General features: G+C 70.3%; 24 protein-coding genes and 1 tRNA gene. 19 read left to right on the top strand and 6 right to left on the bottom strand.

The annotated features are described in order from the left end of the window. Positions 1 to 9: 9 nt before the first annotated feature. From ACVBD7_RS09955 to ACVBD7_RS09940, 4 genes are all read left to right on the top strand, one after another. On the top strand, positions 10 to 336 hold the full coding sequence (locus ACVBD7_RS09955; RefSeq protein WP_458097326.1) for a ferredoxin family 2Fe-2S iron-sulfur cluster binding protein: 327 nt from the start codon (positions 10 to 12) through the stop codon (positions 334 to 336). Then, a complete protein-coding gene (tenA, locus tag ACVBD7_RS09950) occupies positions 333 to 1,040 on the top strand; it encodes a thiaminase II (RefSeq protein ID WP_458097325.1) in 708 nt (235 codons plus the stop codon). Before ACVBD7_RS09955 ends, tenA begins: the two co-directional genes overlap by 4 nt. Beyond that, positions 1,037 to 2,137, top strand: coding sequence for a tRNA 2-thiouridine(34) synthase MnmA (gene mnmA / locus ACVBD7_RS09945; protein ID WP_458097324.1), 1,101 nt, complete (start codon positions 1,037 to 1,039; stop codon positions 2,135 to 2,137). Before tenA ends, mnmA begins: the two co-directional genes overlap by 4 nt. 29 nt (positions 2,138 to 2,166) lie before the next feature. Beyond that, a tRNA-Met gene (locus ACVBD7_RS09940) sits at positions 2,167 to 2,243 on the top strand. A 263-nt stretch (positions 2,244 to 2,506) separates the two neighbouring features. Here the strand turns inward: ACVBD7_RS09940 and ACVBD7_RS09935 are convergent. Further along, positions 2,507 to 2,716: a hypothetical protein gene (locus ACVBD7_RS09935; protein WP_458097323.1), complete on the bottom strand. Its 210-nt coding sequence runs from the start codon at positions 2,714 to 2,716 to the stop codon at positions 2,507 to 2,509. 135 nt (positions 2,717 to 2,851) lie between these two features. Between ACVBD7_RS09935 and ACVBD7_RS09930 the strand changes: the two genes are divergently transcribed. The 4 genes from ACVBD7_RS09930 (at position 2,852) to cysE (ending at position 6,561) form a co-directional block, all read left to right on the top strand. Next, a complete protein-coding gene (locus ACVBD7_RS09930) occupies positions 2,852 to 4,108 on the top strand; it encodes a D-amino acid dehydrogenase (RefSeq protein WP_458097322.1) in 1,257 nt (418 codons plus the stop codon). A 155-nt stretch (positions 4,109 to 4,263) separates the two neighbouring features. Then, on the top strand, positions 4,264 to 4,902 hold the full coding sequence (locus ACVBD7_RS09925) for a peroxiredoxin (RefSeq protein WP_458097321.1): 639 nt from the start codon (positions 4,264 to 4,266) through the stop codon (positions 4,900 to 4,902). Between the two features lie 6 nt (positions 4,903 to 4,908). Then, positions 4,909 to 5,904: a cysteine synthase A gene (locus ACVBD7_RS09920; protein WP_458097320.1), complete on the top strand. Its 996-nt coding sequence runs from the start codon at positions 4,909 to 4,911 to the stop codon at positions 5,902 to 5,904. 24 nt (positions 5,905 to 5,928) lie between these two features. After that, positions 5,929 to 6,561 carry a serine O-acetyltransferase gene (gene cysE, locus ACVBD7_RS09915; protein WP_458097319.1) on the top strand — a complete coding sequence of 211 codons (633 nt, stop codon included), beginning with the start codon at positions 5,929 to 5,931 and terminating at the stop codon, positions 6,559 to 6,561. A 28-nt stretch (positions 6,562 to 6,589) separates the two neighbouring features. On the opposite strand, the gene ACVBD7_RS09910 is transcribed toward cysE, so the two are convergent. Beyond that, positions 6,590 to 7,696, bottom strand: a complete 1,107-nt coding sequence (locus ACVBD7_RS09910) for an OmpA family protein (protein WP_458097318.1) — start codon at positions 7,694 to 7,696, stop codon at positions 6,590 to 6,592. 253 nt (positions 7,697 to 7,949) lie between these two features. On the opposite strand from ACVBD7_RS09910, the gene ACVBD7_RS09905 reads away from it, so the two are divergent. Beyond that, complete coding sequence (locus ACVBD7_RS09905) at positions 7,950 to 8,969, top strand: YncE family protein (protein WP_458097317.1); 1,020 nt, start codon at positions 7,950 to 7,952, stop codon at positions 8,967 to 8,969. Between the two features lie 59 nt (positions 8,970 to 9,028). Here ACVBD7_RS09905 and ACVBD7_RS09900 read toward each other — a convergent pair whose 3' ends face one another. Continuing rightward, positions 9,029 to 11,176, bottom strand: a complete 2,148-nt coding sequence (locus tag ACVBD7_RS09900) for a malate synthase G (protein WP_458097316.1) — start codon at positions 11,174 to 11,176, stop codon at positions 9,029 to 9,031. Positions 11,177 to 11,334: 158 nt separating this feature from the next. On the opposite strand from ACVBD7_RS09900, the gene ACVBD7_RS09895 reads away from it, so the two are divergent. From ACVBD7_RS09895 to ACVBD7_RS09880, 4 genes are all read left to right on the top strand, one after another. After that, complete coding sequence (locus ACVBD7_RS09895; RefSeq protein ID WP_458097315.1) at positions 11,335 to 12,939, top strand: gamma-glutamyltransferase; 1,605 nt, start codon at positions 11,335 to 11,337, stop codon at positions 12,937 to 12,939. Between the two features lie 76 nt (positions 12,940 to 13,015). Beyond that, entirely contained in the window at positions 13,016 to 13,990 is a 975-nt protein-coding gene (locus ACVBD7_RS09890; RefSeq protein ID WP_458097314.1) for a Bug family tripartite tricarboxylate transporter substrate binding protein, read from the top strand. 44 nt (positions 13,991 to 14,034) lie between these two features. After that, entirely contained in the window at positions 14,035 to 14,673 is a 639-nt protein-coding gene (locus ACVBD7_RS09885) for a GOLPH3/VPS74 family protein (protein ID WP_458097313.1), read from the top strand. A 224-nt stretch (positions 14,674 to 14,897) separates the two neighbouring features. Beyond that, positions 14,898 to 16,295, top strand: coding sequence for an amidase (locus ACVBD7_RS09880; protein ID WP_458097312.1), 1,398 nt, complete (start codon positions 14,898 to 14,900; stop codon positions 16,293 to 16,295). A 15-nt stretch (positions 16,296 to 16,310) separates the two neighbouring features. Here the strand turns inward: ACVBD7_RS09880 and ACVBD7_RS09875 are convergent, their stop codons facing one another. After that, a complete protein-coding gene (locus ACVBD7_RS09875) occupies positions 16,311 to 17,372 on the bottom strand; it encodes an SDR family oxidoreductase (protein ID WP_458097311.1) in 1,062 nt (353 codons plus the stop codon). 94 nt (positions 17,373 to 17,466) lie between these two features. On the opposite strand from ACVBD7_RS09875, the gene ACVBD7_RS09870 reads away from it, so the two are divergent. The 5 genes from ACVBD7_RS09870 (at position 17,467) to ACVBD7_RS09850 (ending at position 21,718) form a co-directional block, all read left to right on the top strand. Then, positions 17,467 to 17,877, top strand: coding sequence for a winged helix-turn-helix transcriptional regulator (locus ACVBD7_RS09870; RefSeq protein ID WP_458097310.1), 411 nt, complete (start codon positions 17,467 to 17,469; stop codon positions 17,875 to 17,877). 85 nt (positions 17,878 to 17,962) lie between these two features. Beyond that, positions 17,963 to 19,162, top strand: a complete 1,200-nt coding sequence (locus tag ACVBD7_RS09865; RefSeq protein WP_458097309.1) for a M20 family metallopeptidase — start codon at positions 17,963 to 17,965, stop codon at positions 19,160 to 19,162. Between the two features lie 4 nt (positions 19,163 to 19,166). After that, the gene (locus ACVBD7_RS09860) at positions 19,167 to 19,460 is read left to right on the top strand and encodes a hypothetical protein (RefSeq protein WP_458097308.1); all 294 of its coding nucleotides are present in this window, start codon (positions 19,167 to 19,169) and stop codon (positions 19,458 to 19,460) included. 43 nt (positions 19,461 to 19,503) lie between these two features. After that, positions 19,504 to 20,700, top strand: a complete 1,197-nt coding sequence (locus tag ACVBD7_RS09855) for a diaminopropionate ammonia-lyase (RefSeq protein WP_458097307.1) — start codon at positions 19,504 to 19,506, stop codon at positions 20,698 to 20,700. Between the two features lie 31 nt (positions 20,701 to 20,731). Then, complete coding sequence (locus ACVBD7_RS09850) at positions 20,732 to 21,718, top strand: Bug family tripartite tricarboxylate transporter substrate binding protein (RefSeq protein ID WP_458097306.1); 987 nt, start codon at positions 20,732 to 20,734, stop codon at positions 21,716 to 21,718. Positions 21,719 to 21,722: 4 nt separating this feature from the next. Here the strand turns inward: ACVBD7_RS09850 and ACVBD7_RS09845 are convergent, their stop codons facing one another. Further along, the gene (locus ACVBD7_RS09845; RefSeq protein ID WP_458097305.1) at positions 21,723 to 22,091 is read right to left on the bottom strand and encodes a hypothetical protein; all 369 of its coding nucleotides are present in this window, start codon (positions 22,089 to 22,091) and stop codon (positions 21,723 to 21,725) included. 261 nt (positions 22,092 to 22,352) lie between these two features. On the opposite strand from ACVBD7_RS09845, the gene ku reads away from it, so the two are divergent. Then, on the top strand, positions 22,353 to 23,294 hold the full coding sequence (gene ku, locus ACVBD7_RS09840; RefSeq protein ID WP_458097304.1) for a non-homologous end joining protein Ku: 942 nt from the start codon (positions 22,353 to 22,355) through the stop codon (positions 23,292 to 23,294). Here the strand turns inward: ku and ligD are convergent, their stop codons facing one another. Then, the gene (ligD, locus tag ACVBD7_RS09835) at positions 23,295 to 25,865 is read right to left on the bottom strand and encodes a DNA ligase D (protein WP_458097303.1); all 2,571 of its coding nucleotides are present in this window, start codon (positions 25,863 to 25,865) and stop codon (positions 23,295 to 23,297) included. Between the last annotated feature and the right edge of the window lie 514 nt (positions 25,866 to 26,379).

Below are 26,379 nucleotides of genomic sequence, written 5' to 3'. Positions count from 1 at the left end.
GAGAGATCGATGCCGAAGATGACCTTCGTCGAGCGGGACGGCACGCGCCGCGAGGTGGAGGCACCGCTGGGGCTCTCCGTGCTGGAGATCGCGCACAAGCACGGCGTGGATATCGAGGGCGCCTGCGAGGGCAGCCTCGCCTGCTCCACCTGCCATGTGATCGTGGATGGCAGCTGGTTCCCGAAGCTGGAGACGCCGACCGAGGACGAGGAGGACATGCTCGACCTCGCCTTCGACCTGCAGGAAACCAGCCGCCTGGGCTGCCAGCTCATCATGACGGCCAAGCTGGACGGGCTGGTGGTGAAGCTGCCCGCCGGCAGCCGCAACGCCGGATGAACGGTCCCGCCGCTCCCTATGGTGCCGAGGGCGGGCTGTTCCGCGCGCTCCGCGCCGGGGCAGCGCGGGAATGGGACGCCTATCTCTGGCATCCCTTCGTGCAGGGGCTGGCGGACGGGACGCTGCCGCTGGCCGCTTTCCGCCGCTACCTCGTGCAGGACTACCTCTTCCTCGTGCAGTTCGCCCGCGCCCAGGCGCTGGCAGTGGTGAAGGCCGAGAGCCTGGACGCGATGCGCGAGAAGGGCAGGGTGGTGCAGGCCATCCTCGACGAGACGAAGCTGCACCTCGTCTACTGCCGGGAATGGGGGCTGGACGAGGCCGCCGTGCTGGCCGAGCCCGAGGCGCCCGAGACGGTCTGCTACACGCGCTGGGTGATGGACCAGGGCTTCCGCGGCGACATCCTCGACCTCGAAGTGGCTCTCGCCCCCTGCACGGTCGGCTATGGCGAGCTGGCCATGCGGATCGAGGCCAGTCCTGGCCGGGTAAGGGAGGGCAACCCCTATGAGAACTGGATTGTCCAGTATGCCGGCGCCGAGTACCAGGCCGTGGCACGGCGCTCGGCCGAGCGGCTGGACCGGCTGGGCGAGACGCATGGCGGCACTGCCCGCCTCGCTTCGCTGACGCGCGTCTTCGCCGAGGCGTCGCGGCTGGAGGCCGACTTCTGGCAGATGGGGTTGAACGCATCGGCGTCCGCTGGGCCATGAGGGTGCTCGTCGCCATGTCCGGAGGCGTGGACAGCAGCGTCGTTGCCGGGCTGCTGGCCGAGCAGGGGCATGACGTCATCGGCGCCACGCTGCAGCTCTACGACCACGGCGCGGCTGTCCAGAAGAAGGGCGCCTGCTGCGCCGGCCAGGACATCCACGACGCGCGCGACGTGGCGGACCGGCTGGGCATCCCCCATTACGTGCTGGACCGCGAGAGCCGTTTCCGCGACGCCGTGATCGGCGACTTCGCCGACAGCTACGCCCGGGGTGAGACGCCGATCCCCTGCGTACGCTGCAACCAGACCGTGAAGTTCCAGGACCTGGTGGCCCTTGCGCGGGACCTGGGCTGCGAGGCGCTGGCCACCGGCCACTACGCCCGACGTGTCGATGGGCCGGGCGGCCCCGAGCTGCGCCGCGCAGCCGACCCGGCACGCGACCAGTCCTACTTCCTGTTTGCTACCACGAGGGACCAGCTCGCCTTCGCCCGCTTCCCGCTCGGCGACATGCCGGACAAGGCGGCGGTGCGGCAGCAGGCCGTTCGGCTGGGCCTCGCAGTGGCCGAGAAGCCGGACAGTCAGGATATCTGCTTCGTCCCCTCCGGCCGCTACCACGACCTTGTCGCGAAGCTGCGGCCCGAGGCTGCGGAGGCCGGAGAGATCGTGGACGAGCACGGGCGTGTGCTGGGCACCCACCAGGGCATGGCACGCTACACGGTCGGCCAGGCGCGCGGCCTGGGGCTTCCCGGGGAAGCCGGGCTTCGGGTGGCCGCGCTCGACTCCAACAAGCGCCGGGTTGTGGTCGCGCATGCGGACCGGATTCCCGTAGCGGAGGTGCCGGTCGGCGAGGTGAACTGGCTGTCGGACCCGCCGCTAGGCCCCTTCCGCGCAGAGGCGAAGTTCCGCGCGCGGGAGGTGCCGCAGCCCGTGACGGCCGAATGGGATGCCCCTTCCGGGCGCCTGCTGGTCCGGCCCGACGCGCCGGTGATTTCGGCACCCGGCCAGGGCTGCGTGATCTATGACGGGGACCGCGTGCTGGGGGGCGGCTTCATCCGCACGACCCGTCGCGGGGCTGTTGACGTGAGGGCACCGGCGGCCTAATTCGCGCGTCCCGGCAGGTGGCAATTCTTGGCGGGGTAGCTCAGCTGGTTAGAGCACGGCACTCATAATGCCGGGGTCACCGGTTCAAGTCCGGTTCCCGCTACCAACTCCTTGCCACCTGCCGGGTCTTCCCGATCCTGAGAGACCCGCGATGGCCGCTTTCCGGTCAGGGCGCCGCGAAGGCGCGCGGGATGGGAACGAGTCGATCCGTTCCATAAGCCTCGAAAATCCGCTGCTCCTCGATCTCCTCGGGGGAGAGCAGGGCCCGGGCCGGCCTCGGTCTCGTATCCCACCATGAACAAGATGCCGCCGTAGCTGTCGCGCTGCGGCCCCGGCCAGATCAGCAGGTTGCGCGCGAGAGGCGCCGCCTCAGTCACGCAGGCTCCCGTCCCGGGCGAAGGATGAGGCTCTGTCCGGCGCGGGCTGCAGCACCTGCTGGGCCGGTGCGGGCGGTGCTGGGGCGTCGTCCCTCAGCTCCCGGATCCCGGTGCGCGGCAGGGTGGGCGGGCCGAGCGAGACGGCCAGCCAGAGGTGCAGGTAACAGCGATTCAGCCGTCCTGCGTCGATGTTCTCGTCCATCCTGGCCGATCTGCCAGCGGCGGCCCGCGGCTGTCGCTAACATGCGATCAATACACGGCTTTCTGCCGCCCGGCTTGGCCTTGCGGCCGGGATGACGCACCCTGCCGGCCGGGTCACGTCAGGCGGGAGTCGCGCATGAAGGTTCTCGTCCTCGGCAGCGGCGTCATCGGCGTGACCACGGCCTGGTACCTCGCCCAGGCCGGGCATGAGGTGGTGGTGATCGACCGGCAGGACGGCGCCGGGAAGGAGACCAGCTTCGCCAATGCGGGGCAGCTCTCCTACGGCTACTCCTCCCCCTGGGCAGGCCCGGGCGTGCCGATGAAGGCGGTGAAGTGGCTGCTGATGCACCATCGCCCCTTCGTCTTCTGGCCGCGTCCGGATTGGCAGATGCTGTCCTGGGTCGCACGCATGGCCGCGAACTGCACGGAGGCCGCTTATCGCCGCAACAAGGGCCGGATGGTGCGCGTGGCCGAGTACAGCCGTGTGGCTCTGGCCGAGCTGCGCGCCGAGACCGGCATCGAGTTCGATCACCGCGCCCGCGGCACGGTGCAGCTCTTCCGCACGCAAAAGCAGCTCGACCATGTGGGCGACGACACCGGCGTGCTGGATGGCTACGGCGTGCCCTGGGAGCTGCTGGACCCGGCGGGCTGCATTGCCGCGGAGCCGGCGCTGGAGCGCGTGCGAGACAAGTTCGTGGGCGGCTTGCGCCTGCCGCAGGATGAGACGGGTGACGCCTTCCTCTTCACCCAGCGCTTGGCGGAGCTGGCGCGGGCGAAGGGGGTGGAGTTCCGCCTGGGCGTCGGCATCGCCTCCATCCACTCCGAGGGTGGCCGCGTGGCGGCGGTGGAGACCGATCACGGCGACTTCACCGCCGATGCCTATGTCGCAGCGCTCGGCAGCCACACGCCGGCCCTTCTGCGCCCGCTCGGCCTGCGCCTGCCGGTCTATCCCATCAAGGGCTACTCGCTGACGCTGCCGGTGACGGAGATGGAGGCGGCGCCCGTCTCCACGGTGATGGACGAGACGTACAAGATCGCCATCACCCGCCTCGGCGACCGCATCCGCGTCGGCGGCACGGCGGAAATTGCGGGGTTCAGCACCAGTCTGCGCAGGCCGCGGCGCGAAACGCTGGAGCACTCGGTGCGAGACCTGTTCCCCGATGGCGGAGACATCGGGGCCGCCCGCTTCTGGACGGGGCTGCGGCCGATGACGCCGGACGGTACGCCCATCATCGGGAAGACCACCCTGTCCAACCTGTTCACCAACACCGGCCACGGCACGTTGGGCTGGACCATGGCCTGCGGCTCCGGCCGCGTGCTGGCGGATATCGTCTCGGGCAAGGTACCGGAGATCGACGTCTCCGATCTCGGCATGGCACACTACGGGGGTTGAGCGCCAGCGCCATGTCCTCGCATCGCGCCTTCATATCACCAGGCGGTCTGCCGACATGCCCATTCCGGCGCCCTTCGTGCAACAGCGGCTGTGGAACCTTGGAACAGCCCGTGTTAGCGTCGTGAAATCGCCAATAAGCCACGGAGGATTGTCGCATGGCGCTTCAGCTCGGGCAGATCGCCCCGGATTTCGAGGCCGAGACAACGCAGGGACGGATTCGCTTCCACGAATGGCTCGGTGATTCCTGGGGCGTCATCTTCAGCCATCCGAAGGACTACACCCCGGTCTGCACGACCGAGCTCGGCTACACCGCCAAGCTGAAGCCGGAGTTCGATCGGCGTGGCGTGAAGGTGGTCGGCCTCTCGGTCGACACGCTGGACCGGCATGAGGGCTGGAACGCCGATATCGAGGAAACCCAGGGCACCGCGGTCAACTTCCCGATGATCTCGGACCCGGACAAGCACGTGGCCGAGCTCTACGGCATGATCCATCCCGAGGCTGATGCGAGCGTGACCGTGCGGACGGTCTTCGTGATCGACCCGAAGAAGAAGATCCGGCTGATGCTGATCTATCCGCCGAGCGCCGGCAGGAACTTCGACGAGGTGCTTCGCGTGATCGACAGCCTGCAGCTCACCGATCGGCACAAGGTGGCCACGCCCGTGAACTGGAAGCCGGGCGATCGCACCATCGTGCTCGCCAGCCTCTCGGACGAAGACGCGAAGAAGCAGTTCCCACAGGGATTCACCACCGAGAAGCCCTATCTGCGCTGGGTCGATCACCTGGAGTGGACCTGACCCCTCATGCCCGCAATCGCCACTGACTTCTGGGACGCGGTCGGAAACACGCCGCTCATCCGGCTCCGCCGCGCCTCCGAGGAGACGGGGTGCGAGATCCTCGGCAAGGCCGAGTTCATGAACCCCGGTGGCAGCGTGAAGGACCGCGCGGCCATCGGCATCCTGGGAGAGGCCGTGACGCGCGGCCTTCTCACCCCGTTCCAGCCCGGCACGGTGGTGGAGGGGACGGCGGGCAACACCGGCATCGGCCTGGCGCTCGCCGCCAATGCGCGCGGTTGGAAATCCGTCATCGTCGTGCCGCGCACGCAGAGCCAGGAGAAGCTGGACTTCCTGCGCATGATCGGTGCCGACCTGCGGCTGGTGGACCCGAAGCCGCTCGCGGATCCCGGCCACTATGTAAACTTCTCCCGCCGGCTCGCGGAGGAAATGGGTGCGGTATGGGCGAACCAGTTCGGCAATGCCGCCAATGCCACTGCGCATGAGGCGACGACAGGCGTGGAGATCTGGGAGCAGACGGGTGGCAAGGTGGATGCCTTCACCTGCGCCTGCGGCACGGGCGGCACGCTTCATGGCACCGCGCGCGCGCTGAAGGCGCGCAATCCCGGGGTCAAGATCGTGCTGGCCGATCCGCACGGCTCGGGCCTGTATTCCTGGGTGAAGACGGGCACGGTCTCCGCCGAGGGCAACTCCGTCACCGAGGGCATCGGTCAGGCCAGCAAGGTGCCGGCAGTGCTGCAGGACGCACCGATCGACGATGCCGTCCGCATCTCGGATACCGAGGCGCTGGAGCAGTGCTTCGCCGTTTTGGTGGAAGAAGGGCTGAGCGTCGGCGGCTCGGCAGGGCTGAACGTGGCCGCGGCGATCCGTGTGGCGAAGGATCTCGGCCCGGGCCACACGGTCGTGACGGTGCTGTGCGATGGCGGCGCGCGTTACCAGTCCAAGCTGTTCAACCCGGAATGGCTGCGCGAGCGGAACCTGCCGGTCCCGCCCTGGTTGGCATGACGGGGCTGGCGTGAAGGGCTTGCTATGATTGAGGCCCTTGAGATCGCGCGCAGTATCCGGGCGCGCGATCCGGCGCGGCCGACCACCATGGAATCCATTCTCTGCTATGCCGGGCTTCATGCGGTCGTTTGGCATCGGCTGGCGCACCGGCTGTGGCGCGCGGGGCTACGGGCGCCGGCGCGCTGCGTCTCCCATCTCTCTCGCTTCCTGACCGGCATCGAGATTCATCCCGGCGCACGGATCGGCCGGCGGCTGTTCATCGACCACGGCATGGGCGTGGTGATCGGCGAGACGGCGGAGATCGGTGACGACGTGCTGATCTACCACGGCGTGACGCTGGGCGGGCTGACCACGCGCCCCGGCAAGCGCCACCCAACGCTGGAGGATGGCGTGATCATCGGCGCGGGCGCGCAGGTGTTGGGCCCGATCCGCATCGGGCGGAACGCGCGCATCGGCGCCAATGCGGTGTGCGTGGACGCCGTGCCGGATGGCGTGACGGTGGTCGGCATCCCCGCCCGTCCACCGGGCCGGCCTTGCGAGGACCCGACCACGGGCTACGGCATCGCGCCCGGCGCGGTGGACCCGGTTGCGGAGCAGATCGCGGCTCTGCGGGCCGAGATCGCGGCGATGAAGGAGCGGGATTCGCTCCGGGCCTGAGCCCTGGTGCGGTGCGAGGTGCCCCCGCCTACCGCATGTTGATCTCGACTCGGCGGTTCTGCGGCTCACGCACGCCATCGGCCGTCGGGTACAGCGGACGGCTCTCGCCGAAGGCCTGGATCGTGATCTGGCTGCGAGCGATGCCCTGGCGAACAAGTTCCGCCGCGACCGTTTCGCCCCGCCGCTGCGAGAGGCGCCGGTTGTAGGCCAGGTCTCCCGACCGATCGGCATGGCTTGGCAGCTCCAGCCGGGTGGTACCCTGCCGGCGGGTGGTCTGCACTGCCTCGGTGATGATCTGCCGGCCTCTCTCGCTGAGCTCGGCACTGTCGAAATCGAAGAAGACGAAGTACCAAGCATCCACTTGAGCCGGGGCTGTAAAACGCGGTGCGGCGGCGGGCGCCGGGCTCGGTGCGTTGAAGGCGTAGCGCAGGCCGATCAGCAGGGAATGATTGAAGTTCCCCACCTCCAACCGCCCGCGGTCAATCACCGCACCGGTCGCCTGATTGCGCACGCTGACCTGCATCTCCGGCAGCAGTGTGCCGAGGAAGCGGTATTCGGCGGTCAGGGAAAGCCCGGGCGCCCCGAGCGGAAGCGAGAGGCCTGCGATGGCCTGATAAGCGAAGCGCCCATCCGTGTCGTCCACCACACCCTGAAGGGGCCCGAAGCGGCCGCGCAGCCCATCATACCGGTGCCAGACATAGCCGACGCCGAGGCCGAGGTAAGGTGAGACCGGCCAGCCCGGGACGGTGAAGTCGTACACGGCGTTGACCAGCGCGCCGTAGCTGCGGGCCCGCCCGCCCGTCGCCGTTGCCCTGCTGCCGTAGATGGAGACGCCATCGAGGTCGTTCTCCCGCAGATTGCCCTCGACCTCCAGGCGCAGCCCATTGCCAAAACCCCAACCGATCGAGGCCAGGCCGGCCCAGCCCGTATCCCAGCTCAGCCGCGAGCGGCCTGATCCGGCATTGCCGCCGAGGACGCGCAGGATCGGCAGGTCGACGTCGCTGCCCGAGCGCATCAGCCAGTTCGCGCCGGCGCCTGCGCCAACAAAGAGGCCCTCGGTCGGCTGCGCGCGGGCGGCGAGAGGCAAGGTCATCGCGGCAGTGGCCAGAAGGACGAGGCGGAACGTCAAGGACACGGTCTCCGATGCATGAGCGGAAGGAGCCGATAATCCCGGCCGGTTCTGCGATCCAGGGTTGCAGCGGACCTGCTGGTCCGAGCGCGGACGGGTGATGCGCCGGGGACGCACCCCGCCCCGTCAGGCTACGCACTCGTGCCCCGACGGGTTACCGAAGCGCGCCGCGCGCGTTGGGTCGGGTGGCGGAGCGGATCGCGGCGACAGAGGGGTGGGTACGCTCCGGGCCCGAACCTACGCCCCAGGGAGGATCGCCATGCATCGCAGAAACCTGCTCCTGACCGGCCTTGCGGCCTCCGTGCCGGCCATTACCCCAATTGCCGGCCCTGCCAGGGCGCAGGGACAGTCGGGAACGTTGCTTGTTATCGAGAAGGCGGGGCATCGCCTGGCTTTTCTGGATGCCTCTGATGGACGGCGCGTCGGTGAGGTCAGGCTGCCCGATTTCCCGCATGAGATGGTGGTGGATGCGGCGGGGCGGCACGCCTTCATCGGGCATTACGGGGTGGAGGTCTCGGCCAGCCCCGGCGAGGGTGGCCATTCCGTGTTCGTCGTCGATCTGGCCGCACGCCGGCTCCTCCGCACCATCGACCTGTCCCCCTATAGCCGGCTGCATGGCATGGCGATCGACAGCGCGGACCGGCTCTCGGTGCTGAGCGAGGATCGGGCGGTCCTGCTCACGCTGGACAAGCCGCTGGAGGATACGGCGCCCGCTTTCGCCGTCGCGGCGGGTGGCATCAAGACGCACCTCTTCGCCCTCTCGCGCGACGGAGAGCGCGCCTATGTCACCGGGCTGTTCTCCAACACAGTCAGCCTCGTGCGGCCCCGCGATGCCGCTGTCGCGCCGATGACGATCACGCTGGGGCGGATGCCCGAGGGATGCTGCCTCTCGCCCGATGAGCGGACGCTCTATGTCGGCAGCCGCCGCAGCGGCACGCTGAGCGCGGTGGATGCGGAGAGCATGCGGGTGCGCGCGACGCGGGAAGTCGGCGGCGACCCGCTGCGGGTCTATGCCTTGCAGGACGGGCGGCTGCTGCTGGCCGATCTGGCCCGGGGTACCCTGTCCCTTCTGCGCCCGGACATGGGCGAGATCTGGAAGCTCGAACTGGGTGCGAAGCCGAGCGCGGCCTCGCTGCATCCGGCGCGGCCCGTGGCCTATGTTTCGCTGGCCTCGGACGAAGTGGCGGTGGTCGATCTGGAGAGTGCGCGCATCGAGGGCAGCATGAAGGCCGGCCCGCAGGCCGATGTGACAAAGCTGCTGCCCAACCTGCCCGCCTGACTTCGGGCGACCTGCGCGCACGGCGACCGCGCGCCCAATCGGGCGCGCGGCGCGTGTCGTCAGCCCGCCTTCGCCTCGCGGCGCCGGCGGGTCAGCACGAACTCGGTATAGCCATTGGGCTGCGCCGCACCCTCGAAGACGAGGTCGCAGGCTGCCTTGAACGCCACGCCGTCGAACTTCGGCGCCATCGGGGTATAGGCGGGGTCGTCCGCGTTCTGCTTATCCACCACGCCCGCCATGCGCCGCATCGTCTCCTCCACCTGGGCGCGGTCCACGATGCCGTGGCGCATCCAGTTGGCGATGTGCTGGGCGGAGATGCGCAGCGTCGCGCGGTCCTCCATCAGCCCGACATCATGGATGTCCGGCACCTTGGAGCAGCCCACCCCCTGGTCGATCCAGCGCACCACATAGCCGAGGATGCCCTGGGCGTTGTTGTCCAGCTCCGCCTGGATGTCCTCCGGCGCCCAGTTGGTGTTCTCGGCCAGCGGCACCGTCAGCAGGTCCGCCAGCTTCGCCCGCGGCCCGGCCGCGGCCAGCTCCGCCTGCCGCGCCGCCACATCCACCTGGTGGTAGTGCATGGCGTGCAGCGTGGCCGCGGTGGGGGAGGGGACCCAGGCCGTGCTGGCGCCCGCCTTCGGATGCCCCACCTTCTGCTCGAGCATCGAGGCCATCGCATCGGGCGCCGCCCACATGCCCTTGCCGATCTGCGCGTGCCCGCGCAGCCCGCAGGCCAGGCCGACATCGACGTTGTTGTCCTCATAGGCCGCGATCCAGGCGGCCTTGCGCATGTCGTTCTTGCGGACGACGGCGCCGGCCTCCATCGCGGTGTGGATCTCGTCGCCGGTGCGGTCGAGGAAGCCGGTGTTGATGAAGAACACCCGCTCCTTCGCCATCATGATGCAGCGGGCGAGGTTCACGGTGGTGCGCCGCTCCTCGTCCATGATGCCCATCTTCAGCGTGTTGCGCGCGAGGCCCAGCGCGTCCTCCACCTCGCCGAACAGCCGCACCGCCCATGCCACCTCGGACGGGCCGTGCATCTTCGGCTTCACGATGTACACGCTGCCGGCGCGGCTGTTCATGCGCTTGCCGCGCAGGTCGTGCAGCGCGATCAGCGAGGTGACATAGGCGTCGAGGATCGTCTCCGCCGTCTCACGCCCGTCCAGCGTCACCGCATCCGTCAGCATGTGGTGGCCGACATTGCGGATGAGCATGAGCGAGCGGCCGGGCAGCGTCACCTCGCCACCAGCGGGCGCCTGGAAGACGCGGTCCGGGTTCAGCCGGCGCTCCAGCGTCTCGCCGCCCTTCTGGAAGCTGGCGGACAGGTCGCCGCGCATCAGGCCGAGCCAGTTGCGGTACACGCCCACCTTGTCCTCGGCATCCACCGCGGCCACCGAATCCTCGGCATCCATGATGGTGGACAGCGCGGCCTCCAGCACGAGATCGGAGACACCCGCCGCATCGGTGCGGCCGATCTGGTGGCTGCGGTCGATCACGATCTCCATGTGCAGGCCATTCCTGGCCAGCAGGATCGCGCTCGGCTCGGACTCGCTGCCGAGGTATCCGCGGAACTGCGAGGGATCGCGCAGCCCGAAGCTGGCGCCGCTGCCCTGCAGCACGCGCAGCACGCCGCCTTCCACGCGGTAGGCCGTGGCAAGGGCGTGGCTGCCCGCTTCCAGCGGCGCTGCGGTGTCGAGCACCGCGCGGGCGCGGGCAATCACGGCCGCGCCGCGCGTCGCGTCATAACCTCGGGGGCGCGGACCTTCCTGCGGGATGGCATCGGTGCCGTAGAGGGCGTCGTACAGGCTGCCCCAACGCGCATTGGCGGCGTTCAGCGCGTAGCGGGCGTTGTTCACGGGCACGACGAGCTGCGGCCCGGCCAGGCGCGAGATCTCGTCATCCACATTCGCGGTCGTCACCTGGAAAGGCGCCGGCGGGTCGAGCAGGTAGCCGATGCCGCGCAGGAAGGCCTCATAGGCCTCGCGGTCCACCGGGCGCGCCGGGTTGGCGCGGTGCCATTCGTCGATGCGGTCCTGCAGGCTGTCGCGCTCGCCCAGCAGGTCGGCGTTGACGGGGCCGAGGCCGCGCAGCGTCCGCTCCATGGCCGCCCAGAAGGCCGCGGCCTCCACCCCGGTTCCGGGAAGCGCCTCCTCCTCGATGAAGCGGCGGAGGACGGGGGCGACCTCCAGACCCTGGGCTGTTCCGCTCATGCCGCGTCCTCCATCACCTGTTCCCCGCCAGATAAGCCGGCCGGGCGGCGGCGGCAAACAGCATGGGAGGGGAAGGGGCAGCCTTGCCGGGCGGGCGCTCCGGCGCGACCCTCCCCCCGGCCGCTTCAAGACCACGCGCTTCCGAACCAAGGTGCCCGATGCCCGATCTCTCCGCCTACGCCCCCCCGCCGCATACCAGCCAGCACTGGGCCCTCGCCAAGCCGGCGGCCTCGGGCACCGGGGGCATCGTCGCCTCCCAGTCCCGCGCGGCGGCCGAGGCCGGGGTGGCGGTGCTGGAGGCCGGCGGCAACGCGGCGGATGCGGCGGTGGCGGCCTGCTTCGCGCTGGCCGCGGTGGAGCCCTGGAACAGCGGGCTGGGCGGGATCGGCTTCGCCCTCGTCCACCGGCCGGGCGCCCCGCCCCAGGTGGTGGATTTCGGCCCCGTCGCCTCCCGCCACGTCGATCCCTCGGCCTATCCGCTCACGGGCAAGTGGAAGCAGGACCTGTTCGCCTGGCCGGAGGTGGTGGGCGACGTGAACATCCACGGCCCGCTCTCCTTCGTCATCCCCTCCTCGGTGGCCGGCTACGACCTGCTGCGGGAGCGTTTCGGGACCGGGATGGGGCTGGATTCGCTGTTGGGCCCCGCGGTCGCGCTGGCGCAGCGCGGCTTGCCGCAGGACTGGTTCACGCTGCTGAAGGTGTCCTCCTCGGCCAAGGTGCTGCGGCTGTACGAGGAGAGCGCGCGCATCTACCTGCCGGACGGCCTGCCGCCCAACCCGCCCTACCAGGGCGCGCCCGGCTTCTTCCGCCTGGGCAACCTCGCCGACACGCTGGCCCGCCTGCGCGACCACGGGTTGCGCGATTTCTACGAGGGCGGCGTGGCCGCCGATCTGGCCGCCGACATCGCGGCCATGGGCGGCGCGGTGGCCGCGGACGACCTCGCCGCCTGCCGCGCGGTGGTGCGGGACGCCACCCCGATCGCCTGGCGCGGCACCCATACCATTCACACCGCCGGCGGGCTGACGGCCGCGCCCACCATGGCGGCCGTGATCGCGCAAATGGAAGGCGTGGCGCTCTCGTCCGGGCTCGGCGCGGATTGGTATCGCGGCTTCGCCAGGGCGATGCGCGCGGGCTACGCCGAGCGTCTCGCGGGCCTCGGCGCCGCGACCGCGAAGGAAACGGCGGAGACCTGCACCACCCATCTGACCGTCTGCGACAAGGATGGGATGATGGTGTCTGTCACCACCACGCTGCTCTCCTCCATGGGCAGCCGCGTGGTGCTGCCGCGAACCGGCGTGCTGATGAACAACGGCATGATGTGGTTCGACCCGCAGCCCGGCAGCGCCAATGCCATCCGCCCCGGCGCGCGCCCGCTCTGCAACATGAGCCCGGTGACGGTGACGCGGGCCGGCGACGACGCGAACCCCATTCTCGCCGGCGGCGCCTCCGGCGGGCGCCGCATCCTGGCGAGCGTGATGCAAATGCTCGCCTTCCAGCTCGATTTCGGGATGGGGCCCGAGGAAGCCGCGCATCTGCCGCGGATCGACGTCTCCGGCCCGGATGGCGTCACCGCGGACCGGCGCCTGGCCGCGGAGGTGTTGTCCGGCCTGGCCGAGGACGGCCCGCTGGAGGTGGTGGAGCACGCCGTGCTGCCCGTGAACTTCGCCTGCCCGAACTTCATTGCCCGCGATGCAGACGGGGTGGCGGTCGGGATCACCGATGTGATGTCGCCCTGGTCCGCCGCGCTCGCGGCCAGCGCATAGGACGTTCCGGGCCCGGCACGGGGTTTGCTGGGGAGGCCTTCGAACGGGCGCATCGCCCGAGACGAAGGACCTCCCCATGATCCATCGCCGCTCCCTGCTCATCGCCGGCGCGAGCAGCCTTGCGCTGCCAGCCCTGGCTCAGCCCACCTGGCGCCCCCGCCAGACCATACGCCTCATCGCCACCTTCCCGCCCGGCGGCCTGGCCGATGTGGTGGCGCGTCTCGTCGCCCCTGCGATCGGTGGGAATCTCGGCGCCACCATCGTGGTGGAGAACCGCCCCGGCGCCGGCGGCACCATCGGCGCCGACACCGCTGCCAGGGCTGTGCCGGACGGGCACACGCTGGTCATCAGCCATGCCTCGCCCCACGGCATCGCGCCGGGCATCTATCCCAGCCTGCCCTACGACCCCGTGGCGGACTTCACCCATATCGCCATGCTCTGCGACACGGCGAACGTGCTGATGGTGAACAAGGGCTCGCCCACGCCGAACCTCGATGCCTTCCTCGACAAGGCGCGGGGCCCCGGCGCGCGCTACGGCTCCTCCGGCATCGGCTCTATCACCCATCTCATGGGCGAGGTGCTCACGCGCGAAGCACGCGCGCCGAAGCTGGACCATGTCCCCTATCGCGGCAGCGCGCCCGCCATGCAGGACCTCTTCGCCGGCCATATCGAGAGCGTCTTCGACCCGCTGACCACCAATGTCGCGATGATCCGCGACGGCAGCGTCACCGCGCTCGCCGTCTCCTCCGCCGCGCGCGTGCCGGCGGTGCCGGATGTCCCCACCTTCGCGGAACTCGGCCTGCCCGCGCTCACCGCTACCACCTGGATCGGCATCTCCGGCCCGAAGGGCCTATCCACGCCCATGGTCGATGCGGTGCGGGAGGCGACACTCGCCGCCATCGCCCAGCCCGAAATCCGCGCGAAGATGGCCGACCTTGCCTCCTACGCACCGGCCCAGCCGCTGGTCGGCGCGGAATACACCGCCATGATCGCGCGCTTCGCCGCTTCCTGGACCGCCGTGGCGCGCGGAGCCGGGATCACCGCCGCCTGAATCCCATGCCCGCGCGGGGACCTTCCGCTAGGCTCCCGCGCGCCATGAGCCCGATTCTTCCGATGCCGGAGGAGATCCTTCTCCTCACCCTCGACGACGAGACGGGCCGCCCTCACGGCGTACCCGCCGCGGCCGTCTCCCTTGCCCTGGCAGGGGCGGCGCTGATGGAACTGGCCCTCACCGGCCGGCTGGACAGCGACCCCGACCACCTCTTCGTCACCGATGGCTCGCCCTCCGGTGATCCTCTGCTCGACCCCGTCCTGGCCCGCGTCGCCGCCGGTCCTGCCGGCCGCGACAGCCGCTGGTGGATGGGCGAGCTCGCGCGCGACACCACGGCCCTCCGCCGCGCCCTGCTGGATCGCCTGGTCGGGCGCGGGCTGCTGCGCGTCGCGGAGCGCCGCCGCTTTCTCCTCCTGCGGGATCGCCATTACCCGAAAGCCGACCTCGCCATCGCCCGCGCCGGCCGCGACCGCCTGCGCACCGTGCTGCTGGAGGACGGCATCCCCGACGCCAGGGACTGCCTGATGACCGGCCTCTGCCGCGCCACCGGCCTGATCGCCCTCGTCCTGTCCGGAGCGGAGGCGGAAGCGGCCGCTGCCCGCATCGCCGCCGTGGCCGGGCTGGAGGAGATGAGCCGATCTCTCGTTGCCGAGACGCGGGACCGGCTGGCGGCGGGGTACTAAGACCGGTGCCGGAGGAGTGGGAGTTGCCCTGCTAGACCTCCCTCATCTTTGTTTAAGGGGCACGGCGGCAGGCCTATTGCTGGGTGCCGGTGCCCCGTCGGGGGGTGCATGGAGCTAATCCCCTGCCGGCTGGCTCGCACACCCTGTCCCCGCCCAGGGGTTCCGCCTCACGGCCCGCAGGTTCATCCTGCTCGCCACTCTTCGCATCCCGTTCCAGGACCTGCATGACCGATACCGATCCCGCGCTGATGAACGCGGAAACGCTGCTCGCCCTTTACGCCCGCCGCGCCCTCAGCCCGGTCGAGGCGCTCAAAGCGGTGATGGAGCGCATCGCGCGCCACAACCCCTCGATCAACGCCTTCGCCGTGATGAATCCCCATGCACTGCGCCAGGCCGGGGAGAGCGAGGCTCGCTGGGCGGCGGGGCGGCCGCTCGGCGTGCTGGACGGCGTGCCCTGCACGGTGAAGGACCTGCTGCACATGGCCGGTTTCCCCACGCGCCGGGGCAGCCGCACCAGCGACCCCCGTCCGCAGGCCGAAGATGCACCGGCGGTGATGGGCCTGAAATCGGCGGGTGCCGTGATCATCGGCAAGACGACGACGACCGAGTACGGCTGGAAGACCCCGGGCGACTGCCCGTTGCACGGCATCACCCGCAATCCCTGGAACAACCGGCGCACCACGGGCGGATCGTCCTCAGGTGCCGGAGCGGCGGCCTCGGCGGGATTTGGTCCGCTGCATATCGGCACGGATGCGGGCGGCTCCATCCGCATCCCCGCTGCCTACTGTGGCATCATCGGCTTTAAGCCGAGTTACGGTCGCGTGCCGCAATGGCCGCATGGGGCCTTCTCGGCGGTTGCCTGCGCCGGGCCGATGACACGCACGGTGCGGGACGCCGCGCTGATGCTGAATGCGATTGCCCGCGCGGATGTGCGGGACCCGCTCTGCCTGCCGGACGAGCCGCGCGAATGGCGCCTGGGCATCGAGGACGGGGTGCGCGGCATGCGCGTCGCCCTCGTCCGCCGCTGGGGCTACGAGCCGCCGCTGGATGCGGATGGCGAGGCCGCATTGCAGCGCGCCGCCGATACGCTGCGGGCCGAGGGCGCGCTGGTGGAGGAGGCGGATCCGCAGCTGCCGGATACGCGCCACATCTTCGGCCGCGTCTGGGGCGTTGCGCTGGCCAAGCTCGTCGCCATGACGCCGGAGGACAAGCGCGGCGATCTGGATTCCGGGCTGCTGGAGGTGGCGCGGCGCGAGGGCGACCTCTCCGCGATCGACTTCCTGAACGCCGATGCGATGCGGGTCGAGGCCGCGCACCAGATGGGCCTGTTCCACCTGCGCTACGACCTGATCCTGACGGCGGCGACGCCGACGGCCGCCTTCGCCGCCGACCAGCCGACGCTGAAGCCCACCGAGGCGCTGTGGCGGGATTGGGCGCCCTGGACCTTCACCCAGAACCTGACCCGCCAGCCCGCCATCGCGCTGGCCGCCGGGCTGGACGGGGAGGGGATGCCGCGCGCCGTGCAGATCGTCGCTGCCCAGGGACGGGACGACCTGTGCCTGCGCGGCGCACGGGCGCTGGAGCGGGCGCTGGAGATGCCCGAAGCCAACCCGATGGCGTGAGGGAACGGCCCCGCGTCAGGGGATGATGCGAGTGGTCCGGAGACGCTCGAACAGGTCGAAGAAGGCGTCGTCGGTCGGCTGGTAATCGAGGAAGCCCAACCGCCGGCTCTTGCCCATATCCGTCACCACCTCGATCGGGCGGCCGAGATCGGCATCGGTGTGCCAGGCGGAGGCCAGCCGGCTGAGATCGGGCTCGGCCAGCCCGTGCCTCGCCGCGATCTCCGCCCAGACCGGCCCGGCATCCGCCAGCTGCGTCTCCAGCGGCGTGCCCTCGCCGGGGAAGGGCGCGGGCTCCAACCCGAACCAGCCGGCAATGCGGCCCCACATCCAGCTCCAGCGGAAGACGTCGCCGTTAACCACGTTGAAGGCCTGGTTCCGCGCGGCCGGCGTCGTTGAGGCCCATTCCAGCTGGCTGGCGAGCAGCCGCGCATCCGTCATGTCCGTCAGCCCGTTCCACTGCGCGGCGGAGCCGGGGAACAGGAAGGGGCGGCCGGTCTCGCGGCAGATGGTCGCGTAGGCCGCGAGCGTCACGCCCATGTTCATGGCGTTGCCGAGCGCGTAGCCGATGATGGTGTGCGGCCGGTGCACGCTCCAGCCATATCCTTCCCGCGCGCTGGCCGCGAACACCTCGTCCTCCTGCGAATAGTAGAAGTTCTCGATGTCCAGCCGCGGCTGCTCCTCGCGGAAGGGCGTGGCGGGCAGCGTGCCTTTTCCATAGGCCTCGAACGGGCCGAGATAGTGCTTCAGCCCCGTCACCAGCGCGACATGCTGCACCTCGCCACCCCGTAGCGCGTCCAACAGGTTGCGCACCATGGCGGCGTTGACGCGGATGTTCTCCGCCTCCGTCGGCTGGCGCATCCAGGTGGTGATGAAGACATGGCTGGGCCGGGTGCCGGACAGCGCGGCCTTCAGCCCGGCGGCATCCAGCAGGTCGGCCGCGACCGGTCGCAGCCCCTCGATATCCGCGGGCGGGCGGCGGGCCAGGCCGCTCACCTCCCAGTCGCGCCCTAGCAGCCGCCGGGCGAGGTTGCTTCCCACGATGCCGCTTGAGCCGACGACGAGTGCGTGATGGGCCATGGTGCTGCCTTCCGATGCTGGCGCGGCAGGTAGGCGGCCAGCGCCAGCACCGCTAGAAGGCACCCGGAGGGGACATAGTCACCTCGAGGTGCCCATGACGCGCAGCCTGCCCGAGACCCATGAGGAGGACTGCGCCCCGCGCCGGGTGCTGGAGCTCTTCGGCGCCAAATGGACGAGCATGGTGCTGCACGCCCTGCACGCGATCCACGGTGGACGCTGCCGCACCGGCGAGCTGCAGCGCAGCCTGCCCGGCATCAGCAAGAAGATGTTGACCCAAACCCTGCGCGAGATGGAGCGGGACGGCCTGCTCTCCCGCAAGGTGTTCGATGTCGTCCCGCCACGGGTGGAGTACAGCCTGACCGAGTTGGGCCAGGAGTTCATCGAGCCGATCGAGATGCTCTACGACTGGGGCCGGCGCCACGCCGATGCCCTCGACCGGCTCGGCCGCCGCCCGCGCTCCCGCCGCGCGGGCACAAAGGGGGAGAGGCCGGGCACGCCGGGGTAGTGGCGGCCCGGCTTGCAACGACCCGGCTTGCGTCCCTCGGCCGCCGGGTCCATCCCCGGGGTCCCTCATGCAAGGAGCTGACCCGATGAGCGCCAACACCGAGGCCCGCATCCTGGACTGGCTGTCCGGCCAGCAGGACGAGATGCTCGCCGTGCTGGAAGCCATGGTGAACACCGATGGCGGCTCCTACGATAAGGCGGGCGTCGATGCCGTGGGCGCCCAGGTCCGCGCCTTCTTCGACGCGCGCGGCATCCCCGTCGAGACCGTCCCCGGTGCGCGGTTCGGCGACTGCCTGCGCGCCACGCTCCCCCCTGTGAACGAAGCCGGCGACGATGCGGGCAACGAGGGCAATGCCCGGCGCAACATCGTGCTGATGGGTCACCGCGACACCGTGTTCCCCAAGGGCGAGCCGGAGCGGCGGCCCTTCCGCATCGAGAACGGGATCGCCACCGGCCCCGGCGTTGCCGACATGAAGGCCGGGCTGGTGATGAACATGTTCGTCCTTGCCGCCTTCAAGGAACTCGGGGGCGCGCCCGGCCCGATGGTCGCGCTGTTCACCGGAGATGAGGAGATCGGCTCCCCCGAAGGCCGCCCGGTGATCGAGGCGGAGGCCCGCCGCGCCCGCGCCGTGTTCAACTCCGAGCCGGGCCGCGCCAATGGCGGCATCGTCACGGGCCGCAAGGGCGGCGTCTTCATGGCCGTGGAGATCGAGGGCCGCGCCGCCCATTCCGGCGGCAACTTCGAGGCCGGGATCAGCGCCATCGGCGAACTGGCGGCGAAGGTGACGGCCATCCACGCGCTGACCGACCTAGCCCGCGGCATCACCCTCAATGTCGGCCTCGTCAGCGGCGGGCAGAGCGTGAACACCGTGGCCCCCTCCGCCCAGCTGCAGATCGACCTGCGCTATGTCGAGCCCGCGGACCGCGAGGAGGTGATGGGCAAAATCCACGACATCGTCGGCCGCTCCTTCGTGCCCGGCACGCGGGCCGCAATGACCATTCGCGGCGAGTTCCTGCCGCTTACCCAGACCCCCGCCGCCGCGCGCATGTTCGAGATGTATCGTAGCGCCGCCGGTGAGAGCGGGCTGTCCATCACTGGCGAGTTCTCCGGCGGCTGTGCCGATAGCGGCTTCACCGCGGCCATGGGCGCGCCCACCCTCTGCGCCGTCGGCCCTGTGGGCGGCAAGGCGCACAGCCCGGAGGAATACCTGGAGGTGTCGAGCCTCGTGCCGCGCGCCCAGGCACTTGCCCGCGCCATCCTGCGGCTCGAACAGGCGGGGCTGTAGCCGGTTGCTGCACCGCGCCCGCCTTCTGGCCCCGCTGCTACTCGGGCTTTCAGGCCCGGTGCCCGCGGCCGCCCTGTGCGACATGCCCACCGCCCAGGTGCCCGCCGTTCAACCAGCGCCCGCGCCGCCGCGGCGCTGCGAGGGCGGGCGGGACACGGTGGCCTTCGGGCGGCTGCTGGTCGATTACGGCGTTTCCACCCTCCGCTACGGCGTCGGCATCGTGCTCATCTTTCTCGGGTTGGTGGTGATGGCGCTGGGCTACCTGCTGGTGCTGATCGACCTGCTGTTCTGCTGGTAGGGCCAGTTGTCGGCCGGCACGAGGCGTGACCATCTGCGCTCCCATGACCACCCCGCCGTTCCGCCTCCTCCCGAACACCCGGCACGGCGTGCCCGGCGTGGTGGTGCTGCCCGAGGGCGGGTGGCGGCGGGCGCGGGATGCCATCACGGCCTGGCCGGGCTACGCGCCGACGCCGCTCCTCGCTCTGCCCGATGTCGCGGCCGCGCTCGGCCTGGCTGCCATCCACCTCAAGGACGAGTCCTCGCGCTTCGGTCTGGGTTCCTTCAAGGCGCTCGGCGGAGCCCATGCCGTGGCCGGGGTGATCGCGCGGGAGCTGGCACGGCTGGGCGTGGCCAATGCCGCCCCTGCCGCGGATCTCGAATCCGGCCGCTTCGCCGCCGAGACCGCCGGCATAACCGTCACCTGTGCGACGGACGGCAATCACGGCCGCAGCGTCGCCTGGGGCGCGCGTCGCTTCGGGACGCGCTGCGTCATCTTCGTCCATCCCGGGGTGAGCGGGGGGAGGCGAGACGCCATGGCCGCCTTCGGTGCCGAAGTGCGGGAGGTGCCGGGTACCTATGACGATTCCGTCCGCGCGTCCGAAGTGGCGGCGCAAGAGGGCGGCTGGCACCTCGTTTCCGACACCTCCTGGCCCGGCTATACGGAGATCCCGCGCGAGGTCATGCAGGGCTACCGGCTGATGGCCGAAGAAGCGTTGGATGCCATGCCGGCTGCGCCGACCCATGCCTTCATCCAGGGCGGGGTCGGCGGCGTCGCTGCCGCCGTCTCGGTCGCGCTCCGGGCCCGGCACGGCCGTGGGCCGAAGCTCATCGTGGTGGAGCCGGACCGCGCCGCCTGCCTGCTGGCCAGCGCCGAGGCCGGTGCCCCTACCGCCGTGCCGGGTGAACTGGACACGATCATGGCCGGGCTGGCCTGCGGCGAGCCGAGCCTACTCGCTTGGCAGGAGCTGGAGCGCGCCGCCTTCGCCTTCATGTCGGTTCCTGATTCCACGGCCATCGCCGCCATGCGCCTCCTCGCCGGGCGAAACCCGGCGGTGGAGGCCGGGGAGAGCGGGGCGGCGGGCTTGGCCGGGCTCGCCCTCGCTGCCCGGGATCGCGCGGCGAGGGAGGGGCTGGGGCTCGGCCCGGAGAGCCGAGTGCTGCTGTTCGGCACCGAGGGCGCGACGGATCGCAACCTTTATGAGCGGCTCGTGACCGGAGGCGGCGTTGACTCCGGCCCCGTGTCCCCCCTTTTGGGCTAACGAAACCTCCATCTTTTGGGAACACTGCCTGATGATCCAGCGCCGCCACCTCATCGCCGGGGCCGCGGGCCTCGCGGCCGCGCCGCTTGCCGCCCCCGCCCTGCGCGCCCAAGGCAGCTGGCCGAACGCGCCCGTCCGCCTTGTGGTTCCCTTCGCCGCTGGTGGCCCGACGGACATCCCGGCGCGGCTTCTGGCCGATGAGTTGTCCAAGGCCCTGCCGCAGCGCGTGATCGTGGAGAACCGCACGGGCGCCGGCGTCGTCGTCGGCTCCGATGTCGTCGCGAAGGCGCCGAAGGACGGGCAGACGCTGCTCTACACCACGATCGCGCACTCCACCCTGCGCGCCATCTTCCCGCGCCTGCCCTTCGATCCGGTGGCCGACTTCACGCCCGTGGCGCTGACGGGCGTCATTCCGATGCTGGTGATGGTGAACAAGGACCTGCCTGTGAACTCCCTCCAGGAGCTCATCACCTTGTACAAGGCGAATCCTAACAAGTACGACTACGCCTCCACCGGCAACGGCGCCGCGCTCCACCTCGCGACCGAGCTCTTCCTGCGCCAGGCCGGTGACCTGAAGGTCAACCACGTGCCCTATCGTGGCGAGGCGGCGGCTATGCCGGACCTGCTGAATGGCACCGTTTCCATGATGATCTCCATCGCCAACAACGCGCTGCCCTTCGTGACGCGTGGCGAGGTGAAAGGGCTGGCCATCACCTCCCCCCAGCGCATCCCGCAGCTCCCGAACCTGCCGACCGTGTCCGAGGCCGGCGTTCCCGGATTCGAGGCCTATACCTGGCACATGGTGATGGCGCCGAGCGGCACGCCCGAGCCGCTGGTGCGCACGATCAACGAGGCGGTGAACAAGGTGATGGCGATGGAGAGCGTGAAGCAGCGCCTCTCCGACCTTACCCTTACCACCCGATCTGACACCACGCCGGCCACGGCAAAGACCTGGCTGGATGGTGAGATCGCGAAGTGGGAGCCGATCATCCGCGCCGCCGGCATTAAAGCCGACTGACGGTTCAGGCCGAGAGGCGCAGCGGCGAACGGGCGGGGCACGCCCCGTTCAGCCTTATGATGCGCCGGACCGAGCGGACGCCCTCCCGCCCGATCCGGTGCCCATCGAGGAGAAGGTATCCCGGCTCGTCGGGGAGCGGCACGGCCAGCGCACACTGCGTCGCGCCGAGTTCGAGCATGTGGTGCAGCACGATCGCGGCCAGCGCCTCGCGCGTAGCCTCGGTTCCGCAAGAGGCGAGGGTGAGGGAGGTGACCTCTCCATCCTCGCCTGGGAAGAAGGCACGCGGCGTCGCACCCTGCCGTCCGGGCTCGGACAGGATCTGCTCGACCCCGTCCAGCAGGGCTTCGAGCCGTCTCGCGCCTGTCTGGATCATGTCGCGCATTCCCGCGTTGCTGCCGACGTAACGCGGGGAGGGCTTGGTGGATTCACCTCACCCCGAGGCTGCGCCTGTCGGGCGCAGAAGCCGCTTTCGGGCTTCTTCTTCACACGACACCGCAGGTCCGCCCCCTACGGGGCTCATCCGCTTCACTCTCCCGAGGACGTCATATCCATCGACTAAGATTCGGAATTTGCTGGAAAAACCGGTGGCTGCATCCTTCGTTGAGTGAACGGATCAGTCGCTGGGGATGCCGATATGCCTGCTCGCCCGACCTGGGAGGGACATCTTCGCCTGTCACTCGTCAGCTGCCCCGTGACGCTTCACAAGGCCGTGGGGGAGGCGCCGGAAGCGGTTCATTTCCATCTGCTCAACCCCGAGACCCATAACCGGGTGAAGCAGAAATGGTGCGATCCCGAGATCAGAAAGCTCATCGAGCGTCGCGACCTCGTCCGCGGCTTCGAGGTGGAGAAGGGCGAGTACATCATCGTCAGCGACGACGAGCTGAAGGGCATCAAGCTCGAGAGTACGAAGGTGATCGACATCGAGCGGTTCGTGGACGCGGCTGAGATCGACCGCCTGTACTGGGACCAGCCCTACTACATGGTCCCTTCGGGCAAGACCGCGGCCGAACCCTTCGCGGTGATCCGCGAGGCAATGTCCGGGCAGAACCGCATCGGCCTGGGCAAGGTGGTGATGGCCAGCCGGGAGCGGCAGGTAGCCATCGAGGTGCGGCGCAATGGCATGCTGGTGAGCACACTGCGCTCACATGACGAGGTGCGGTCCGACAGCGAGATCCTCGACACGGTGCCCGAGGCCCGCGTCACGCCGCAGATGGTCGAGATCGCCCGCCAGATCATCGCCCAGACCGCCGGCCCCTTCGACCCCGAGGACTTCCGCGACCGCTACGAGGACGCCGTGCGCGAGTTGGTTCAGGCCAAGGGCGGCACCAAGGCACCCAAGCGGCGCGCCGAGGAACCGGAGGAGAGCAACGTGGTGGACCTGATGGAGGCGCTGAAGCGCAGCCTGAAGGGCCAGCCGCCCCGTGTGGTGCCCGCCAAGACTCCGGAAAAGCATGTAGCAAAGGCGCCTGCAAAGTCCGCAGCGAAAGCCCCGGCCAGGGTGGCAGCCGCCGCGCGCAAGCCCGCCACCAAGGCCGAACCGAAGCCCGCCCCTGCCAAGCGCCGCAAGGCCGGCTGATCAGCCGGGAAGCGGCGCCGCGGCCTCCGCATAGCCAGCCCAAGGATCGGCACGCTTCAGCTGTGCGGGGGCGGTCACGATGGTGAAGGCGCGCGGATCCAGCTTTGCGGTCACATCACGCCAGGACAGCGGCACGGATACCGTCGCCCCCTCCCGCGCGCGGGGCGACCAGGCGGCGACAGCGGTCGCGCTTCGCTCGTTGCGGAGATAGTCGAGGAAGATGCGCCCGGCCCGTGCCTTCTTGGCGAGCGCGGTGGTGTAGCGTTCCGGGGCCTCCCGCGCGATCGCCTCGCAGAAGCCGCGGCAGAATGCCTTAACCTCCGGCCAGGCGGCGCCCGGCACCAGCGGCACCACCACATGCAGGCCCTTGCCGCCCGTGGTCTTCACGAAGCCCGTCAGCCCCATTGGTGCCAGCCGGTCCCGCACAAGCTTTGCCGCCTCGATGACGCGAGAGAAGGGCAGGCCTTCCTCGGGATCAAGGTCGAAGATCAGACGGTCGGCATGCTCCACATCCTCGGCCCGCGAACCCCAGGGATGGATTTCCACGGTGCCGGACTGGGCGAGCGCGATCAGCCCTGCCACATCGTCCACCGCCAGATGCGGCTTCTCGTCGCCCTCCACCCGCACCAGCCGCAGCAGCGAGGAGGTGCCAGCCCCGGCATGGCGCTGGTGGAAGCGTTGCCCGGCGATGCCGTCCGGCGTGCGGACGATCGTCAGTGGCCGTCCCCCGGCATAGGCGAGCAGCGGTCCGGCGACCTTCTCTAGATATTCCGCCAGGTCACGCTTGGTGAACCCTTCCTCCGGCCAAAGCACCTTCTCGGGATGGCTGAGCGCCACCCCGGCGACGATGCTGCCGCCCTTGGACCGGACGGGCGGGGCGGCGGGCTTTGCCACATCCTCCGCCGGCTTGTCCTCCCGCAGAGCGCGGAACCGGCCCTGTCGGACCATCCCTTCGCCGGTGAACCCGGCATAGCCGATCTCGGCCACGAGCCGCGGCTCCACGAATGTGGCGTCACGGCCGCCGGCGCTGGCGAGGAAGGGTGAGGTGTCGCGGCGGAGCGGGGCGAGCCGGCGCAGCAGGTCCCGCACCGTCGCCTCGGACAGTCCGGAGCCGACGCGGCCGAGATAGACCAGCTCGCTCTGCCGCCAAGCGCCCATGAGCAGGGTGAGCGAGCCCTTGGCCCCGGTTGCATGGCCGCCGATAACGAACTCGTCCCCGCCCGCGCATTTGGATTTCACCCAGTCCGGCCCGCGGCCGGGCCGATAGGGCGCGTCGGCACGCTTGGAGATGATCCCCTCCAGCCCCAGCCGGCAGGCCGAGCGAAGCAGCGCCTCCCCCGGCACCTCAAAGGGTTCGACCAGCTGCACGGCGGCCGGCGGCTCTCGCAGCAGCTTGGCCAGAGCGGCCTGTCGCTCCGTCAGCGGACGCGCGCGCAGATCCTCCTCGCCTTGGATAAGCAGGTCGAATCCGAAAAACCGCAGGGAAGCCGTGCGCCCGGCCTCAATCGCTGCCTGCAGCGCCGGAAAGTCCGGGTTGCCTTCCGCATCGGGCGCCACCAGCTCGCCGTCGATCGTCGCGTCCGGCAGCTTGCCAAGGGCAGCGGCTACCTCGGGGAAGCGCCCCGTCCAGTCATGGCCGTTACGGGTGAACAGTTGCGCCGTGCCGCCCCGGATGCGGGCCTGCATGCGGTAGCCGTCCAGCTTCACCTCATGCCGCCATCCCGCCCCGCTGGGAGGGCGCGCCGCAGTCTCGCAGAGTTGCGGGGGCAGGAAGTCGGGGTCGGCCGGAGTGGCGCGTGGTTCCGAGGCTTTGCCGCGTGCCCAGCGGGAGCGCTTGCGCTCGGGCGCCGCCGGTTCTGTGGCCGAAGGCGCCTTCGCAGGCTCGGCCTCCAGCGCCGGGATTACCTTGGCGCGGGCCGCGGGCTTGCCAGCGGCCTTCGCGCGGCCTGCCGGCTTCGCGCTGCCCTCCGGAGCGGGTGCTGGTGCGTCCCCGCCGCCCATCTCGGCGAGTGTGCGACCGCTCGCCACCGAGGTCCCGTTATCCGCCACCAGCGCGTCGCCCGATCCCGGCCGGGCATGGTCGTCCCGGTCCTTGATCAGCAGCCAGTTCGTCCGGCGCTCCCCGGCGCGCGGCTTCATGCGCACGAGCGCCCAGCGCCCCGTCATGCGCTCAGCCGTCACGTCGAACTTCAGGTGCCCGGCCGCGAGCTCGGCCGCCGGGTCCTCGCCCACCGGCGACCAGTTCCCACGGTCCCACAGGATGACGCTGCCCTTGCCGTAGCCGGAGGGGATCACTCCCTCGAACGCCGCGTAATCGACAGGGTGGTCCTCCACCTCGACCGCCAGGCGCCGCTCGGCCGGGTCCAGGCTCGGGCCGCGCGTGACGGCCCAGGACTTCAATACACCATCCAACTCCAGCCGCAGGTCCCAATGCAGCCGCGTGGCGTCGTGCATCTGGACGACGAAGACGCGCTTCGTGGCCCGGCTCCGGCGCATCTTCCCCGCCGGCTCCGGGCTGCTGGTGAGGTCGCGTTTGGCGCGGTAGGCGGCGAGGGTGTCCTTGGTGGGCATGCGGCGGGACCCTTGTTCCGCCCGAAGCAGATCATGGCGGCCCCGCCTTGCCCAGGCCGGCTTTCGCCGGAGCCGAGGCGGGCACGTTCGGCCCCTGGGCCGCCCGCGTTACATCCGGCCCGCAGGCAACGGCCCCGTACGGACCGGTGCTCGGCCCCGCGACCATTGCCGCCCACGCCCAAATTCGGCGTCGTGTTGCCGCATCACCCGATCGCCCTCTACCAGGCGACGACGGGCGGGACATTCGGGCGCAGACGGCTGGAGACTGCCACACTGCCGCCACGACGGAACCGGATCTGCGACCACGGCTGGCCGATATGGAATGACGCGGCGGCCACGTTCTGCGAGCCGCACGCGCCCTATGCCGTGCCTTGCACCTTGCCGGCTCAGCCAAACGCGAGGCCTATTACGTCCGCCGCATCAAAGGCAGGAGCTTCCGCGCCGGCCTTACCCGGGGCGTGGCGCCGCCGAGGGGCGCTGAGGCAGGGCGGCGACCCCGGTTTTCCTCGGCCCG

Source organism: Roseomonas sp. WA12, from assembly GCF_054165765.1.
Note: the sequence above shows the minus strand (reverse complement) of the source record. Positions and strands in the feature narration are given on the sequence as shown.

Excerpts from the sequence above, each read along its gene's own strand:
- ACVBD7_RS09955 (WP_458097326.1), top strand. The coding sequence starts at position 10 with ATGCCGAAGATGACCTTCGTCGAGCGGGACGGCACGCGCCGCGAGGTG.
- tenA (WP_458097325.1), top strand. The coding sequence starts at position 333 with ATGAACGGTCCCGCCGCTCCCTATGGTGCCGAGGGCGGGCTGTTCCGC.
- mnmA (WP_458097324.1), top strand. The coding sequence starts at position 1,037 with ATGAGGGTGCTCGTCGCCATGTCCGGAGGCGTGGACAGCAGCGTCGTT.
- ACVBD7_RS09935 (WP_458097323.1), bottom strand. The coding sequence starts at position 2,716 with ATGGACGAGAACATCGACGCAGGACGGCTGAATCGCTGTTACCTGCAC.
- ACVBD7_RS09930 (WP_458097322.1), top strand. The coding sequence starts at position 2,852 with ATGAAGGTTCTCGTCCTCGGCAGCGGCGTCATCGGCGTGACCACGGCC.
- ACVBD7_RS09925 (WP_458097321.1), top strand. The coding sequence starts at position 4,264 with ATGGCGCTTCAGCTCGGGCAGATCGCCCCGGATTTCGAGGCCGAGACA.
- ACVBD7_RS09920 (WP_458097320.1), top strand. The coding sequence starts at position 4,909 with ATGCCCGCAATCGCCACTGACTTCTGGGACGCGGTCGGAAACACGCCG.
- cysE (WP_458097319.1), top strand. The coding sequence starts at position 5,929 with ATGATTGAGGCCCTTGAGATCGCGCGCAGTATCCGGGCGCGCGATCCG.
- ACVBD7_RS09905 (WP_458097317.1), top strand. The coding sequence starts at position 7,950 with ATGCATCGCAGAAACCTGCTCCTGACCGGCCTTGCGGCCTCCGTGCCG.
- ACVBD7_RS09900 (WP_458097316.1), bottom strand. The coding sequence starts at position 11,176 with ATGAGCGGAACAGCCCAGGGTCTGGAGGTCGCCCCCGTCCTCCGCCGC.
- ACVBD7_RS09895 (WP_458097315.1), top strand. The coding sequence starts at position 11,335 with ATGCCCGATCTCTCCGCCTACGCCCCCCCGCCGCATACCAGCCAGCAC.
- ACVBD7_RS09890 (WP_458097314.1), top strand. The coding sequence starts at position 13,016 with ATGATCCATCGCCGCTCCCTGCTCATCGCCGGCGCGAGCAGCCTTGCG.
- ACVBD7_RS09885 (WP_458097313.1), top strand. The coding sequence starts at position 14,035 with ATGAGCCCGATTCTTCCGATGCCGGAGGAGATCCTTCTCCTCACCCTC.
- ACVBD7_RS09880 (WP_458097312.1), top strand. The coding sequence starts at position 14,898 with ATGACCGATACCGATCCCGCGCTGATGAACGCGGAAACGCTGCTCGCC.
- ACVBD7_RS09875 (WP_458097311.1), bottom strand. The coding sequence starts at position 17,372 with ATGGCCCATCACGCACTCGTCGTCGGCTCAAGCGGCATCGTGGGAAGC.
- ACVBD7_RS09870 (WP_458097310.1), top strand. The coding sequence starts at position 17,467 with ATGACGCGCAGCCTGCCCGAGACCCATGAGGAGGACTGCGCCCCGCGC.
- ACVBD7_RS09865 (WP_458097309.1), top strand. The coding sequence starts at position 17,963 with ATGAGCGCCAACACCGAGGCCCGCATCCTGGACTGGCTGTCCGGCCAG.
- ACVBD7_RS09855 (WP_458097307.1), top strand. The coding sequence starts at position 19,504 with ATGACCACCCCGCCGTTCCGCCTCCTCCCGAACACCCGGCACGGCGTG.
- ACVBD7_RS09850 (WP_458097306.1), top strand. The coding sequence starts at position 20,732 with ATGATCCAGCGCCGCCACCTCATCGCCGGGGCCGCGGGCCTCGCGGCC.
- ACVBD7_RS09845 (WP_458097305.1), bottom strand. The coding sequence starts at position 22,091 with ATGATCCAGACAGGCGCGAGACGGCTCGAAGCCCTGCTGGACGGGGTC.
- ku (WP_458097304.1), top strand. The coding sequence starts at position 22,353 with ATGCCTGCTCGCCCGACCTGGGAGGGACATCTTCGCCTGTCACTCGTC.
- ligD (WP_458097303.1), bottom strand. The coding sequence starts at position 25,865 with ATGCCCACCAAGGACACCCTCGCCGCCTACCGCGCCAAACGCGACCTC.